Here is a 13,744-nt window from a genome sequence, read left to right as displayed (position 1 = left end):
GAGCTTTCCGACGCCCTGGCCGGCCATGCGACGCCTCCGCAGTAGTCCCGCGATGTGGAAACACGCCGTCCTGTACGGGACGCTGCTGGCGGCGGCCGCCTGGCTGCTGCAATGGCTGGACTACCAGCGCCTCGCGCGCACGCAGTGGGCGGAATTCCAGTTGGCGCTGGTCGCCGCCGCCTTCCTGGCGCTGGGCGTCTTCGTCGGCGCCCGCCTGTTCGCCGGCCTGCGCAGACCGCAGGCCTTCGATGGCAATCCGCAGGCGCAGGCTTCGCTGGGCATCAGCGAGCGTGAACTCGAGGTCCTGAAGGAAATCGCCGCCGGCCATTCCAACAAGGAAATCGCCGCGCGCCTGCACATCGCGCCCAGCACGGTGAAGACCCACGTCGCCAGCCTGTACGCGAAGCTCGGCGCCCGGCGCCGCACCGACGCGACCCGGCGTGCCCGCGAACTCGGCCTGCTGGCGTAGACCCCGCTCGGGAAAAAGCCCGGTTCGGCCACAATCCCCCTTTCGGCCGATTGCATCGGGGCGCGGACGGGCCGCCAATGGGCCATCCAACCACCGGGGAGAACCACCATGCTGAAGAAGATGCTTGCCTACGGCGCCATCGCCGGCCTGATCGCCGGCGGCGTGCTGTCCCTGATCGTCCTTGGCCCGGGCGAACACGGCGCCTCCGGCGCCTGGGGCATGCTGATCGGCTACCTGACCATGCTGGTCGGGCTGAGCCTGGTGTTCGTGGCGATCAAGCGCCATCGCGACGAGGCGCTGGGCGGCGCGATCCGTTTCTGGCCGGCGTTCGCCCTGGGCCTGGGCATCAGCTTCGTCGCCAGCGTGATCTATGCGCTGGCCTGGGAAGCCGCATTGGCCATCTCCGGCCTGGATTTCGCCGGAAGCTACGCCAACTCGATCATCGAACAGCAGAAGGCCAAGGGCGTCAGTGGCGAGGCATTGGCGAAACTCGTCGCCGACATGGAGCGCTTCAAGACCAGTTATGCGAATCCCGCGTACCGGCTGCCGATGACCTTCACCGAGATATTCCCGGTCGGCGTCATCGTTTCGCTGGTCTCGGCGGCGGTGCTGCGCAATCCGCGCGTGCTGCCGGCACGACGCGACTGACTTCGCACGGGACGCGCCCCACGCTTCAAGGCGATGGCGCGTCCTGGACCAGCCGCACTTCCCCATCGACGACTTCCACCGAAACCATACGCAAGGAGTCTCCGCGGCACGGTCCGGCGACGCAGTCGCCGTTGACCAGTTCGAAGGAAGCGCCGTGGGCCGCGCAGACCAGCAAGCCGTCCTTGCTTTTCAGGAACTTGCCCGGTGCCCAGTCGAGGCGCCGGCCGGCATGCGGGCACACGTTCAACCACGCGCGCACCACGTCGCCATCGCGATGCAGGATCAGGGATTCGGCATCGTTGCCGAATCGGGCCTCGGCCTCGGCGAAGCCGCCCTCCTCCAGCGCGGCAAAAGCGATCAACGGGCGTCCGCCGGAAGTCACGGCTTAACGAAATCCTTGCACTGTCATCATGGTGTCATCCGATACTGATGCATCGGCTTCCGCCGCATTCTGTCACGGTCCACCACGATGTTCAGTAAAACCTACCGCTTCGACTTCGCGCGCGTGCGCGGCCTGTTCGCCCCGCGCAAGCCCCGCCATCCCCTGCTGCGCCTGGCGCTGGGCCTGGTCGGCGTGGCCGTGCTGTGCCTGCTGGTGGTGGTGGGCGTGTTCGTCGGTGCGGCGATGATCGTCGGCGGCCTGCTGTTCAAATTGTTGCGCCAGCGCGGCCAGCCCGTCGCCAATTCGCGCGTGGTCGAGGGCGAATACCGCGTGCTGCGCAAGCCGGTGTTGCCGCTGTCGCGCTGAGCCCGCGGCCGTAAACTGTCGCGTCCCTTCGTCGACGCGACCCGCATGGCCGACCTGATTCCTGCACCCGCGCAACCGCGCATTCCCGTCCGCGGCGGCGGCACCTTTCCCGTGCGCCGCATCTACTGCGTCGGCCGCAACTTCGCCGACCACGCGCGCGAGATGGGCGCCGCGGCACCCGCCTCGAAAGCCGAACGCGGGCAACCGGTGTTCTTCCACAAACCGGGCGACGCCATCGTCACCGGCAACGCCGACGTGCCATACCCACCGGCCACGCATGATCTCCACCACGAAGTCGAGCTGGTCGTCGCGCTGGGCAAGGACGCGCCGCCCGGCGTGCTGTCGCCGGAGGACGCACCCGCGCTGGTCTTCGCCTACGGCGTCGGCCTCGACCTGACCCGCCGCGACCTGCAGGCCGCAGCCAAGGCCAAGGGCCTGCCGTGGGACACGGGCAAGGGCTTCGACCACTCGGCCCCGGTCAGCGAACTGGTCCCCGTGGCGCAGGCCGGCGAACTGGCTGGCCGCACGCTGATGCTGCGGGTGAACGGCGAGGTCCGCCAGCGAGGTTCGCTCGACGACCTGATCTGGGACGTCGCCGACATCCTGCACGAACTGTCGAAACTGTATGCGTTGAAGGCCGGCGACCTGGTGTACATGGGCACGCCCGCCGGGGTCGGTCCGCTGAAGCCTGGCGACGCCTTCGCCGCGTCGCTGGAAGGCATCGCGGAGCTGTACGGAGCCGTGACCGGCGTCGCGTTATAGTCGGGCCACGGGGCGGCGGCCGCTTCCCCGCCCACCCAATGCACGGAGAGAACCCGATGGGAATGATCAGCGAGTTCAAGGAATTCATCGCCAAGGGCAACGTCGTCGACCTGGCGGTCGGCGTGGTCATCGGCGCCGCGTTCGGCAAGATCGTCACCGCCCTGGTCGACGGCATCATCATGCCGATCGTCGGCGCATTGACCGGCGGCGTCAGCGTTTCCGACTGGAAACACGTGCTGACCCCGGCCCAGATCGGTCCCGATGGCAAGGCATTGGTCGCCGAAGTCGCGATCAAGTACGGTGCGTTCCTGCAGACGGTGATCGACTTCCTGCTGATCGCCCTGGTGATCTTCCTGTTCCTGAAGGCCTACAACAAGATGCGCAAGCCCGCCGACGAAGCGCCGGCCGCGCCGAGCGAGGAAGTGCTGCTGCTGCGCGACATCCGCGATTCGCTGAAGAAGGTTTGACTCCGCGCGGATCGCAGGCGATCCGCGACCAGTACTTCCGTCACGCTGCGCCGGAGCCGCGGGTTGCTAGACTCGCGGCTTCGTCGTTCCTGGAGCCCGTCGATGCGTCGTACCGCGTTGTTCCTCGTCCTCGCCGCCTTCACCGCCACGGGCATCGCCGCCGAACGATCGACGAGCATTCCCGCCTCCGCGCTGACCGCCGCGGCCACGCTGCGCGACAAGGCATTGGCCGACGACACCGGCTGGAAGACCATCGAATCGCTGACCACCGAAGTCGGCCCGCGCCTGGCCGGCAGCGAGGGCGATGCGCGCGCGGTCGAATGGGCGAAGGCGAAGTTCAGGCAACTCGGCTACGACAAGGTGTGGACCGAGCCGGTGACGTTCCCCAAGTGGGTGCGGCGCAGCGAGCATGGCGAAGTGCTGGGCGCGCATTCGCAGAAGCTGGCGCTGACCGCGCTGGGCGGCAGCCCCGGCGGCACCGTCGAAGGCGAAGTGGTGCGCTTCCCCGATCTCGCCGCGCTGCAGGCTGCGCCGGCCGGTTCGCTGGCCGGCAAGATCGCCTTCGTCGATTTCCAGATGCAGCGCAAGAAGGATGGCGGCGACTACCGCTTCGGCGGCGGCATCCGTGGCGGCGGGCCGTCGGCGGCCAGCGCGAAGGGCGCGATCGCCTTCGTGATGCGCTCGGCCGGCACCGACAGCCACCGCGTGCCGCACACCGGCATGACCCGCTTCGCCGACGGCGCGAAGCCGATCCCCAGCGCCGCGCTGTCGATCCCCGACGCCGACCAGCTGGCTCGCCTCGCCGCGCTCGGCGCGACCCGCATCCGCGTCGCGCTGGATTGCGGTTTCGACGGCGAATACACCTCGCAGAATGTCATCGGCGAGATCACCGGCTCGAAGCGCCCGGACGAAGTGGTGCTGATCGGCGGCCACCTCGACTCGTGGGACCACGGCACCGGCGCGATCGACGATGCCGCCGGCGTGGCCATCACCATGGCCACCGGTGCGCTGCTGAAACCGCTGAAGCCCGCGCGCACGATCCGCGTGGTCGCCTTCGCCAACGAGGAACAGGGCCTGTGGGGCGGCCGCGCCTACGCCGACAAGTACGCCAAGGACGTGGCCAAGCATGTGATCGCCGCCGAAAGCGATTTCGGCGCGGGCCACATCTACGGTTTCGACAGCAGCGCGCGCGACGCCCAGCCCGAAGCGTTGAAGCAGATCATGCAGGTGCTGTCCCCGCTGGGCATCGAATGGCTGCCGAAGCAGGGCGACCCGGAATCCGACATCGGTCCGCTGACCCAGCGCGGCATGGCGTGGGCGTGGCTCGGCCACGACGGCACGAACTATTTCGACCTGCACCACAACGCCGACGATACCCTGGACAAGATCGATCCGAAGGACCTGGCCCAGAACGTCGCCGCCTATGTGGTGTTCACCTATCTTGCCGCACAGGCCGACGGCGGTTTCGGCAGCGCGCCGAAGGCGCCGGAGACGAAGAACTAATCGTCCCGAAACGTAGAGCGGGGCTTGCCCCGCTCTACGCGAGCGAACGTTGCCACTCAGCGAGGAACACCGCCGTCGCCGAAGCCACGTTGAGGCTTTCGACCGCACCGCTGCCGGGAATCGACAGGCGCGCGTCGCAGGCCGCGGCGAGTTGCCGGTCCATGCCCTCGCCTTCGGCGCCCATCACGTAGACCAATCGCCGGGGAAGCGCCTGCGCGAACAGGTCATCGCCCCCGTCGACGACGGTGGCGGCCAGCGCGAAACCGGCTTCGTGCAATTGCGCGAGCGCCTGCTCGACTTCGGGCAAGCGCACCAACGGCACGTACTCGGCGCCGCCTTCGGCCACGCGCGCGGCGGCACCGGACAGCGCCAGCGTCGAAGCCCGCGGGAGCAGGATCGCAGCCACCCCGAAGTGCGCGGCCGAGCGCAGGATCGCGCCGAAGTTGTGCGGGTTGCCGACGCCATCCAGCCACAAGGCCAGTTGCGGACCGGCGGGCAAGCCGCGCAACCAGTCCGCCAGCGATAGCGGCTCCATGCGCAATACGTCGGCGACCACGCCCTCGTGGTGGGCGCTGGCGGCGAGCTTGCCGAGGTCGGATTCCTCGACCACGCGATAACCGACGCGGTGCTTCACGCACCACGCCAGCAACGGCTTCAGTTCGGCAATCCGGGATTCGGCCAGGTAGACCTTGCGGATCGCGTCGGGACGCCTGGCGAATACCGCGCGCAAGGCGTTGAGGCCGTACAGGCGCAACTCGTTCCTTTGTCCTTCGCCCTTGCTCCTGGCCCCTTCCCCCCTTGCGGGGGAAGGCTGGGATGGGGGGTAGCCCGAAGCCTTGTCCCGCGCTCCCCATGGCGATCTTCCCGAAGCCGGCGGCCCTTGGTGCTTTTTCAATTCAACCTCGATCGTCCGGTAAACACCATCGATGTTCGACAGCACGTCATGATTCCAGAAGCGCAGCACCCGGAATCCCTGTTCACGCAACCATTCGTCGCGCCGCACGTCGGCGTCGCCGCCATGTTGCCCGCCATCGACTTCCAGCACCAGCCTGGCTTCGAGGCAGGCGAAATCGACGATGAATCTGCCGATGGGCTGTTGTCGCCGGAATTTGAAGCCTTCGATCTTGCGCTCACGCAGGACGTTCCAGAGACAGCGCTCCGCGTCGGTCATTTGCGAGCGGAGTTCGCGGGCGCGGTGTTTCTGCCAGTCGGACATGAGGGCATGGTAGCGGCACTCGACTTGTCCTGGATGCGGAAACTGGTCGGCCGGGATCACCCCCATCCCAGCCTTCCCCCATCAAGGGGGAAGGAGCTAAAGCAAAGGCCAAGAGCTTTAAGCAGGTTCGCTGTCGATAGTTCTACGTGCCTAGCACGCGCAGGTCGTGCAGTCGGGATGTCATCCGCGCACATGGATCCAGACGAAAACTCGCCGCGCGGTTTGCGCTCAGCCATGTCCCCCGACCGGCGGCACTTCCGCATCCAGCTCGGCCAGCTTGTGCGCGACCGCTTCCGGCGACTTGGTGTACGGCGCCAGCAGCGAGTAGAACGCCGGCACCACGAACAGCGATAGCAGCGTGGAGAAGGCCACGCCGAACACCACCACCACGCCGATGCTGGAACGGCTGGCCGCGCCGGCGCCGCTGGACAGCATCAGCGGGATCGCGCCGCAGATCATCGCCACCGAGGTCATCAGGATCGGGCGCAGGCGCACCGACGACGCTTCGACGATGGCGTCGCGCACGTTGCGGCCCTCGTCGCGCAGCTGGTTGGCGAACTCGACGATCAGGATGCCGTTCTTCGCCGCCAGGCCGACCAGCATGACGATGCCGATCTGGCTGTACAGGTTCAGGCTGGTGCCCCACACCGACAGGCCGATCAGCGCGCCCAGCATCGCCAGCGGGACGGTCAGCATGATCACCAGCGGGTGCAGGAAGCTCTCGAATTGTGCGGCCAGCACCAGGAACACCACCAGCAGGGCCATGCCGAAGGTGAAGAACACCGCGCCGCTTGACTTGGTGAACTCGCGCGATTCGCCCTTGTAGTCGAGCTGCGCTTCGGGCGGCAATTCCTCGGCGGCCAGGCCGCGCAGGTATCCCAGCGCTTCGCCCACGGTGTAGCCAGGCGCCAAGCCTGCGCTCAGCGTGATCGCGCGCATCCGGTTGAAACGGCTCAACGTGCCGGCTTCGGCGTATTCGGTCAGCTTGACCAGGTTCGACAACGGGATCAGCTGGTTGGTGGTGGTGGAACGCACGTACAGGCCGGAAATGTCGGTGAGGCTGCGCCGGCGCTCCAGCGGCGCCTGCATCATCACGTAGTACTCCTCGCCATCCTTTTCGTAGGTGCCGGCGCGCAGCGAACCCAGCATGGTCTGCAGCGTGCTGCCGATGGCCTGCACCGGCACGCCGAGGTCGGCGGCGCGGGCCTTGTCGATCTCGACGCGGATCTGCGGCAGGGTTTCCTTGTAGTCGGAATCGACGTTGAGCAGGCGCGGGTTGTCGTCCATGCGACGCAGCATGCGGTCGCGCCATTGCGCCAGGGTTTCGTAGGTCGGACCGCGCAGCACCAGCTGCACCGGGCGACCGCCGCCGCGCACCAGGCCCTGGCGCACGTCGGAGGTGATGCGTACGCCGGGGAGGTCGGCCAGGGTCTTGCGCACCTTCTCCATCACGTCCTGGGTGGTGACGTCGCGTTCTTCCCAGCGCTTGAGGAACACCGTCGCGCGGCCGGTGTTGAAGCCGGTGCTCTGGCCGCCGAAGCCGCCGGGCACGCGGATGATCACGCGCGAGATCGGCTGCTCGCCGCCGGTCATGGTCAGCAGGCGCTTCTCGATTTCGGCCATCTGCCCGACCATGTAGTCGTAGCTCGCGCCCTCGGGTCCGGTGACCGATACGTTGAAGTCGCCGCGGTCCTCGGCCGGCGCCAGTTCCGACGGCACCAGCTTGAACAGCACGCCGCTGACCACGAAGGTCGCCAGGATCGCGCCGGCCAGCAACCAGCCGCGGCCGACCACCTTGCCGACCATGCCGCGGTACCAGCCGGTCAGCGAGTCGAGGCGTTCGTTGACCCAGTTGTTGAAGCCCTTGCGGTGCGTATGCGGACGCAACAGGATCGAGCACATCATCGGCGTCAGGGTCAGCGCGACGAAGCCCGAGATCGCCACCGCGCCGGCCACCGCGACCGCCAGTTCGCGGAACAGGCGGCCGGTGTTGCCTTCCATCAGCGCGATCGGCAGGAATACCGCGATCAGCACCACGGTGGTCGCGATCACCGCGAACGCCACCTGTTTGGCGCCGCGCTGCGCCGCCAGCAGCGGCGGCTCGCCGAGGTCGGCGCGGCGCTGGCAGTTCTCCAGCACCACGATCGCATCGTCGACCACCAGGCCGATCGACAGCACCAGCGACAGCAGGGTCAGCTGGTTGATCGAGAAACCGCAGGCATACAGCGCCATGAACGCCGCGGTGATGCACACCGGCACGGTCACCGCCGGGATCAGCGCGGCGCGCACGCTGCCGAGGAACACGAACACCACCAGCAACACCAGGCCGATGGCTTCGGCCAGGGTCTTGTAGACCTCGTCGACCGCCGCCGAGGTGAACACCGTGGTGTCGTAGGGAATGGAAATCTGCATGCCCTTGGGCAGGCTCGGCACCACCCGGTCGGCCGTCGCGCGCACGTTGCGCGCGACTTCCAGCGAGTTGGCGGTGGAAGTGGCGACGATGGCCAGGCCGATCTGCGGCACGCCGTTGCCGTGGTAGTAGGAACGGCGGTCTTCCGAGGCCAGCTCGACCTTCGCCACTTCGCCCAGGGTGACGACGTGGCCGTCGCTGCCCTTGCCCACCACCAGGCCGCGGAAGCTCTCCGGGGTCTGGTAGCCGCGCATCACCCGCAGGGCGAACTCGCGATCCTTCGATTCGATGCTGCCGCCGGGCAGTTCGATGTTCTCGCGGCGCAGCGCGGTGCCGATGTCGTCGGCGGTCAGGCCGCGCGCGGCCAGCGCGTTCGCGTCCAGCCACACCCGCATCGCGTAGCGCTGGCTGCCGCCGATGAACACCTGCGACACGCCGTCGATCGACGAGAACTGGTCGACCAGGTAGCGGTCGGCGTAGTCGGTCAGCTGCTCGGCGTTCATGCCGGGCATGCTGAGGTTGAGGAACATGATCGGCGAAGAGTCGCTGTCCTGCTTGGCCACCTGCGGCGGATCCACGTCCTCGGGCAGGCGATTGGACACGCGGCTGATCGCGTCGCGCACATCGTTGGCCGCGCCTTCGATGTCGCGGGTCAGGGTGAACTCGATGTTGATGTCGCTGCGGCCGTTGCGGCTGGTCGCGGTGATCACGTCGACGCCTTCGATGCCGCTGATCGCGTCTTCCAGTACCTGGGTGATGCGGCTCTCGACCACCGCCGCGGACGCGCCGGTATAGCTGGTGTTGACCGACACCACCGGCGGGTCGACGTCGGGCAACTCGCGCAGCGGCAGGCGGGTGAACGACACCACGCCCAGCACGATCAGGATCAGCGACATCACCGTCGCGAAGACGGGCCGCTTGATCGAAACATCCGAAAGGAGCATCGCTCAGCGCTCCGCGGCGGGCTTCGCCCCGGCGGCCGCAGCCGGCTTCGCGCCGACATCCTTGATCCTGGAACCGTCGCGCAGCTTGACCGTGCCCTCGACCACGATGCGGTCGCCGGGCTTCAGGCCGGACACGATCTCGACCTGGCCCGGATGGCGTTCGCCGATCTTCACCGGCACCTGCCTGACCTTGTCGCCTTCGACCAGGTACACGCTGGCCTCGGCTCCGGACTGCTGCAGGGCCAGTTCGGGAATGGCCAGCGCGTCGCGCGCCGCGCGTTCCACGCCGACGTCCAGCAACATGCCCGGACGCAGCTTGCCATCGGGATTGGGCACCAGCGCGCGCACCTTGACCGCGCGGCTGACCGGGTCGATGCGCGAATCGATGGTCGCGATCTCGCCTTCGAACACCTGCCCCGGCCACGCATCGCTGCGCGCGGCGATGCGCTGGCCATTGGCGAGCTGGCCCAGCGAGGCTTCCGGCACGGTGAAGTCGAGTTTGATCTGGGAAACGTCGTCGAGCGTGGTGATCGCGGTGCCCGGCGTGACCAGCGAACCGGCGCTGACCAGGCGCAGGCCGAGCACACCGTCGAACGGCGCGCGGATGACCCGGTCGGCCACGGTGGCGCGCTGGGTGGCGACACGGGCGCGCGCGGCTTCCAGCGAGGTGCGTTGCGTTTCCAGGTCGGCGCGCGAAATCAGTTGCTGGTCGGCCAGCTTGCGGTTGCGTTCGTACAACTGCTCGGCGTTGCGCAGCGCGGCCTGCGCTTCGGCGACGCCGGCGGCCTGCTGGCCCTGCACCAGGGTCACCAGTGGCTGGCCCTTGCGCACGAACTGGCCGCTGTCGAATTCCACCGAGGCGACGGTCTGGCTGACGCTGGCGGTGACGGTCACCGATTCGCGCGCGTTGGCCGTGCCCAGCGCGGCCAGTTCGTCGCTCCAGCGCACCGGCTGCACCACCTGCGTGGTCACCGTGGCGGGCGGCTGGCCCTTGGGCGCGTCGTCGCCCTTCTTGCATGCGAGCAATGCCGTGGCGAGCGCCGCGATGGCGAGGAAACGCAAGCCATTCAGCCGACTTGTGCGCGCATGTGGGAAATGAAGGTTACGCATGGTCCGAAGTTTAACGGCCCGCGATGCCCCGCGGTTGACCGCGGGACGCGAATTTCGTCCATGACCAATGGCCTATAGGCCAATTCCGGACCCGTGATGCCGCGATTCGAACTCTACAGGCCGAGCTTCTCGAGTACCCGCAACGCCATCGCCTCGGCGCTTTCCTCGCCCGCGCGCAGGTGCAGCTCCGGATTCTCCGGCGCTTCGTACGGCGAATCGATGCCGGTGAAATTGGGAATCTGTCCGGCGCGGGCCTTGCGGTACAGGCCCTTGACGTCGCGCGCTTCGGCCACTTCCAGCGGCACGTCGACGAATACCTCGATGAATTCGCCTTCGCCGAAACGCTCGCGCGCCATGCGCCGTTCGGCGCGGAACGGCGAGATGAAGCTGACCAGCACGATCAGGCCCGCGTCGGTCATCAGCTTCGCGACCTCGGCGACGCGACGGATGTTCTCGACGCGATCCTCGTCGGTGAAGCCGAGGTCGCGATTGAGTCCATGGCGCACGTTGTCGCCGTCCAGGATGAAGCTGTGGTAGCCCTGCGCATGCAGGCGCTTGTCGACCAGGTTGGCGATGGTCGACTTGCCGGCGCCGGACAGGCCGGTGAACCACAGCACCTTCGGCTGCTGACCCTTGATCCGCGCGCGCGCCGCCTTGTCCACGTCGAGGTGCTGCCAGTGCACGTTGCCGGCGCGGCGCAGGGCGAAGTCGAGCGTGCCGGCGGCGACGGTCGCGTTGCTCTGCCGGTCGATCAGGATGAAACCGCCCAGCGCGCGGTTCTTCGCGTAGGCCTCGAAGGCGATCGGTTCATCGAGGCTGAGGTTGCAGTAACCGACCTCGTTCAGTTCCAGGCGCTTGGCCGCGAGGTGCTCCTGCGTGTTGACGTCGATGCGGTGCTTGATATCGCTGACCGAGGCGGCGACGGTGCGCGCGCCGATCTTCAGCCAGTAGGGGCGGCCCGGCAGCAGCGCGGCATCGCCCATCCACAGCAGGTGCGCGGCGAACTGGTCTGCGACTTCCGGCGGATCGCCAGCGGCGGCGATCACGTCGCCGCGGCTGATGTCGATTTCGTCGGCCAGGGTCAGCGTCACCGCTTGCCCCGCGCCTGCGATCGCCACGTCGCCGTCGGGACCCAGCACGCGCGCGACGGTCGAACGCCGCGCCGAAGGCAGCGCGACGACGGCGTCGCCCGGCTTCACGCTGCCGGCGGCGATGGTGCCGGCGAAGCCGCGGAAATCCTGGTTCGGCCGGTTCACCCATTGCACCGGCAGGCGCAGGCCGGATTCCGCGGCTGCCGCGCCGGCTTCGACGTTTTCCAGATGTTCCAGCAAGGCGGGACCCGTGTACCACGGCGTGTTCGGCGAACCTGCGGTCAGGTTGTCGCCTTCCAGCGCCGACAGCGGGATGCACTGCACGTTGGCGATGCCGAGCTGCGCGGCGAGCTCGCGATAGGCGTCCGCGATGGCCCCGAAGGCTTCCTGCGAATAGCCGACCAGGTCCATCTTGTTCACCGCCAGCACCACGTTGCGGATGCCGAACAGCGAAACGATGTAGCTGTGCCGGCGGGTCTGCGCCAGCAAACCCTTGCGCGCGTCGACCAGCACCACGGCGAGGTCGGCGGTGGACGCGCCGGTGGCCATGTTGCGGGTGTACTGCTCGTGGCCGGGGCAATCGGCGACGATGAACTTGCGCTTGTCCGTGTCGAAGTAGCGGTAGGCCACGTCGATGGTGATGCCCTGCTCGCGCTCGGCCTCCAGCCCGTCCAGCAGCAGCGCGTAATCGATGCGCTCGCCCTGGGTGCCATGGCGGCGGCTGTCGGACGTCAACGCGGCCAGCTGGTCGTCGAACAGGCGCTTGCTGTCGTAAAGCAGGCGCCCGATCAGCGTGCTCTTGCCGTCGTCGACGCTGCCGCAGGTGATGAAGCGCAGCAGCGGCTTGGCTTCGTGTTGTTTCAGGTAGGCGGCGATGTCGGTTTGAACAGTCATGGCTGTTGCTCGTCGCTGTTGCTTTTGCGCTTTCCGGGCCCCGTGAGGCGCGGCAGGCCGGGCGGGTAAAACCCGCAGGGCGCCGCGCAGGATGCGCGGCGTTTTCGGAAGGCACACGGATGTGCCGTCCGGAAATTCCCGCCTGGACTGCGAACCCGGAGCGCGTAGCGCGGAGGGCGCGCCGCTCGGGTGTGCTTTCTTTTGGTTACTTTTCTTTGCACAAGCAAAGAAAAGTGACTCGCGCCGACAGGCGCGAAAGCGTTGCCTTCCCAGAGGTAGAAAAAATCAAAAGCACCCATCCTCAATCCTCCCCTGCGCGCTACGCGCGCAAGGGAGGAGGCGGAAGCAGAAGCACCGGACCGGGACATCAGAAATACCCCTCGCGCTTCTTCTTCTCCATCGACGCCGCCGGATCGTGGTCGATCACCCGTCCCTGCCGTTCCGACGACGTGGCCACCAGCATCTCGGCGATGATCTTCTCCAGCGTGTCGGCGTCGGATTCGATAGCCCCGGTCAGCGGATAGCAGCCCAGGGTGCGGAAGCGCACCTGCTTCAGCTGCGGCGTTTCGCCTTCGCGCAACGGCAGGCGTTCGTCGTCGACCAGGATCAGCGCGCCGTCGCGTTCCACCACCGGGCGTTCGGCGGCGAAGTACAGCGGCACCACCGGGATGTTCTCGCGGTAGATGTACAGCCACACGTCGAGCTCGGTCCAGTTCGACAGCGGGAACACGCGCACGCTTTCGCCGGCGTGGATGCGGGTGTTGTACACGTCCCACAGCTCGGGGCGCTGCTGCTTCGGGTCCCAGCGGTGCTGGGCGCTGCGGAACGAGAACACCCGTTCCTTGGCCCGCGACTTCTCCTCGTCGCGGCGCGCGCCGCCGATGGCCGCGTCGAACTGCCATTGGTCCAGCGCCTGCTTCAGGCCCTGGGTCTTCATCACGTCGGTATGCACGCTGGCGCCATGGCTGATCGGGCCGATGCCGCGGGCGACGCCGTCTGGGTTGATGTGCACGCGCAGGTCGATGCCGGTCTCCGCCGCGCGGCGGTCGCGGAACGCGATCATCTCGCGGAACTTCCAGCGCGTGTCCACGTGCAGCAGCGGGATCGGCGGCCTGCCCGGCGCGAACGCCTTCAGCAGCAGGTGCAGCAGCACCGAACTGTCCTTGCCGACCGAATACAGCATCACCGGGTTGCGGAAGCTCGCCGCGACCTCGCGCAGGATGTGGATGCTCTCGGCTTCCAGGCGATCGAGGTGGGACAGGTCGGGGACGGCGGGCATCGGGCGGTTCGGCGGGAACGGGCGGCGGCAGGGCCTGAAGATTAACAGCGACCGCGGATTGCGGCCGCGGGAAGGGCCGCGCAGTATTCCGTGGCGCTCATTCCGGCCCAAATGAACGCCGGTGATAAGCCGATAACCACAAGTCGTTTCAGCGCCGGATAACCGCTGCCTAACATCGGATTCCCACCGATCAACGCTCGTCC

12 protein-coding genes and 1 pseudogene are annotated in these 13,744 nt (G+C 67.7%); 6 read left to right on the top strand and 7 right to left on the bottom strand.

The features are described from left to right. Window positions 1–52 precede the first annotated feature (52 nt). Window positions 53–469, top strand: coding sequence for a response regulator transcription factor (locus tag J5837_RS16510; protein ID WP_280518220.1), 417 nt, complete (start codon window positions 53–55; stop codon window positions 467–469). A 108-nt stretch (window positions 470–577) separates the two neighbouring features. After that, entirely contained in the window at window positions 578–1,117 is a 540-nt protein-coding gene (locus J5837_RS08375) for a DUF4199 domain-containing protein (RefSeq protein WP_210536324.1), read from the top strand. Between the two features lie 25 nt (window positions 1,118–1,142). Here the strand turns inward: J5837_RS08375 and J5837_RS08370 are convergent, their stop codons facing one another. Then, window positions 1,143–1,499 carry a Rieske (2Fe-2S) protein gene (locus J5837_RS08370; RefSeq protein ID WP_210536323.1) on the bottom strand — a complete coding sequence of 119 codons (357 nt, stop codon included), beginning with the start codon at window positions 1,497–1,499 and terminating at the stop codon, window positions 1,143–1,145. Window positions 1,500–1,586: 87 nt separating this feature from the next. Here J5837_RS08370 and J5837_RS08365 point away from each other — a divergent pair, with 87 nt between their 5' ends. From J5837_RS08365 to J5837_RS08350, 4 genes are all read left to right on the top strand, one after another. After that, window positions 1,587–1,865: a hypothetical protein gene (locus J5837_RS08365; RefSeq protein ID WP_210536322.1), complete on the top strand. Its 279-nt coding sequence runs from the start codon at window positions 1,587–1,589 to the stop codon at window positions 1,863–1,865. A gap of 45 nt (window positions 1,866–1,910) precedes the next feature. Further along, window positions 1,911–2,627 (top strand): fumarylacetoacetate hydrolase family protein, encoded by a 717-nt coding sequence (locus J5837_RS08360; RefSeq protein ID WP_210536321.1) that lies wholly within the window; start codon window positions 1,911–1,913, stop codon window positions 2,625–2,627. A gap of 56 nt (window positions 2,628–2,683) precedes the next feature. Beyond that, window positions 2,684–3,094 carry a large-conductance mechanosensitive channel protein MscL gene (gene mscL, locus J5837_RS08355; protein ID WP_210536320.1) on the top strand — a complete coding sequence of 137 codons (411 nt, stop codon included), beginning with the start codon at window positions 2,684–2,686 and terminating at the stop codon, window positions 3,092–3,094. Between the two features lie 102 nt (window positions 3,095–3,196). Continuing rightward, on the top strand, window positions 3,197–4,597 hold the full coding sequence (locus J5837_RS08350) for a M28 family peptidase (RefSeq protein WP_210536319.1): 1,401 nt from the start codon (window positions 3,197–3,199) through the stop codon (window positions 4,595–4,597). 34 nt (window positions 4,598–4,631) lie between these two features. On the opposite strand, the gene J5837_RS08345 is transcribed toward J5837_RS08350, so the two are convergent. From J5837_RS08345 to cysD, 6 genes and pseudogenes are all read right to left on the bottom strand, one after another. After that, a complete protein-coding gene (locus tag J5837_RS08345) occupies window positions 4,632–5,492 on the bottom strand; it encodes a TrmH family RNA methyltransferase (RefSeq protein WP_210536985.1) in 861 nt (286 codons plus the stop codon). A 9-nt stretch (window positions 5,493–5,501) separates the two neighbouring features. After that, window positions 5,502–5,813, bottom strand: a pseudogene (locus tag J5837_RS08340) (endonuclease domain-containing protein); the annotation flags it as partial. Window positions 5,814–6,041: 228 nt separating this feature from the next. Beyond that, window positions 6,042–9,167: an efflux RND transporter permease subunit gene (locus J5837_RS08335; protein ID WP_210536318.1), complete on the bottom strand. Its 3,126-nt coding sequence runs from the start codon at window positions 9,165–9,167 to the stop codon at window positions 6,042–6,044. A 3-nt stretch (window positions 9,168–9,170) separates the two neighbouring features. After that, window positions 9,171–10,229, bottom strand: a complete 1,059-nt coding sequence (locus J5837_RS08330; protein WP_210536317.1) for an efflux RND transporter periplasmic adaptor subunit — start codon at window positions 10,227–10,229, stop codon at window positions 9,171–9,173. A 161-nt stretch (window positions 10,230–10,390) separates the two neighbouring features. Then, window positions 10,391–12,262, bottom strand: coding sequence for a sulfate adenylyltransferase subunit CysN (cysN, locus tag J5837_RS08325; protein WP_210536316.1), 1,872 nt, complete (start codon window positions 12,260–12,262; stop codon window positions 10,391–10,393). A gap of 367 nt (window positions 12,263–12,629) precedes the next feature. After that, a complete protein-coding gene (gene cysD / locus J5837_RS08320) occupies window positions 12,630–13,541 on the bottom strand; it encodes a sulfate adenylyltransferase subunit CysD (protein ID WP_210536315.1) in 912 nt (303 codons plus the stop codon). Window positions 13,542–13,744: the final 203 nt, after the last annotated feature.

The organism is Pseudoxanthomonas helianthi (assembly GCF_017939625.1).
Classification (GTDB): Bacteria; Pseudomonadota; Gammaproteobacteria; order Xanthomonadales; family Xanthomonadaceae; genus Pseudoxanthomonas_A; species Pseudoxanthomonas_A helianthi.
Note: the sequence above shows the minus strand (reverse complement) of the source record. Positions and strands in the feature narration are given on the sequence as shown.

Excerpts from the sequence above, each read along its gene's own strand:
- J5837_RS08365 (WP_210536322.1), top strand. The coding sequence starts at position 1,587 with ATGTTCAGTAAAACCTACCGCTTCGACTTCGCGCGCGTGCGCGGCCTG.
- J5837_RS08350 (WP_210536319.1), top strand. The coding sequence starts at position 3,197 with ATGCGTCGTACCGCGTTGTTCCTCGTCCTCGCCGCCTTCACCGCCACG.
- J5837_RS16510 (WP_280518220.1), top strand. The coding sequence starts at position 53 with ATGTGGAAACACGCCGTCCTGTACGGGACGCTGCTGGCGGCGGCCGCC.
- J5837_RS08360 (WP_210536321.1), top strand. The coding sequence starts at position 1,911 with ATGGCCGACCTGATTCCTGCACCCGCGCAACCGCGCATTCCCGTCCGC.
- cysD (WP_210536315.1), bottom strand. The coding sequence starts at position 13,541 with ATGCCCGCCGTCCCCGACCTGTCCCACCTCGATCGCCTGGAAGCCGAG.
- J5837_RS08375 (WP_210536324.1), top strand. The coding sequence starts at position 578 with ATGCTGAAGAAGATGCTTGCCTACGGCGCCATCGCCGGCCTGATCGCC.
- J5837_RS08335 (WP_210536318.1), bottom strand. The coding sequence starts at position 9,167 with ATGCTCCTTTCGGATGTTTCGATCAAGCGGCCCGTCTTCGCGACGGTG.
- cysN (WP_210536316.1), bottom strand. The coding sequence starts at position 12,262 with ATGACTGTTCAAACCGACATCGCCGCCTACCTGAAACAACACGAAGCC.
- mscL (WP_210536320.1), top strand. The coding sequence starts at position 2,684 with ATGGGAATGATCAGCGAGTTCAAGGAATTCATCGCCAAGGGCAACGTC.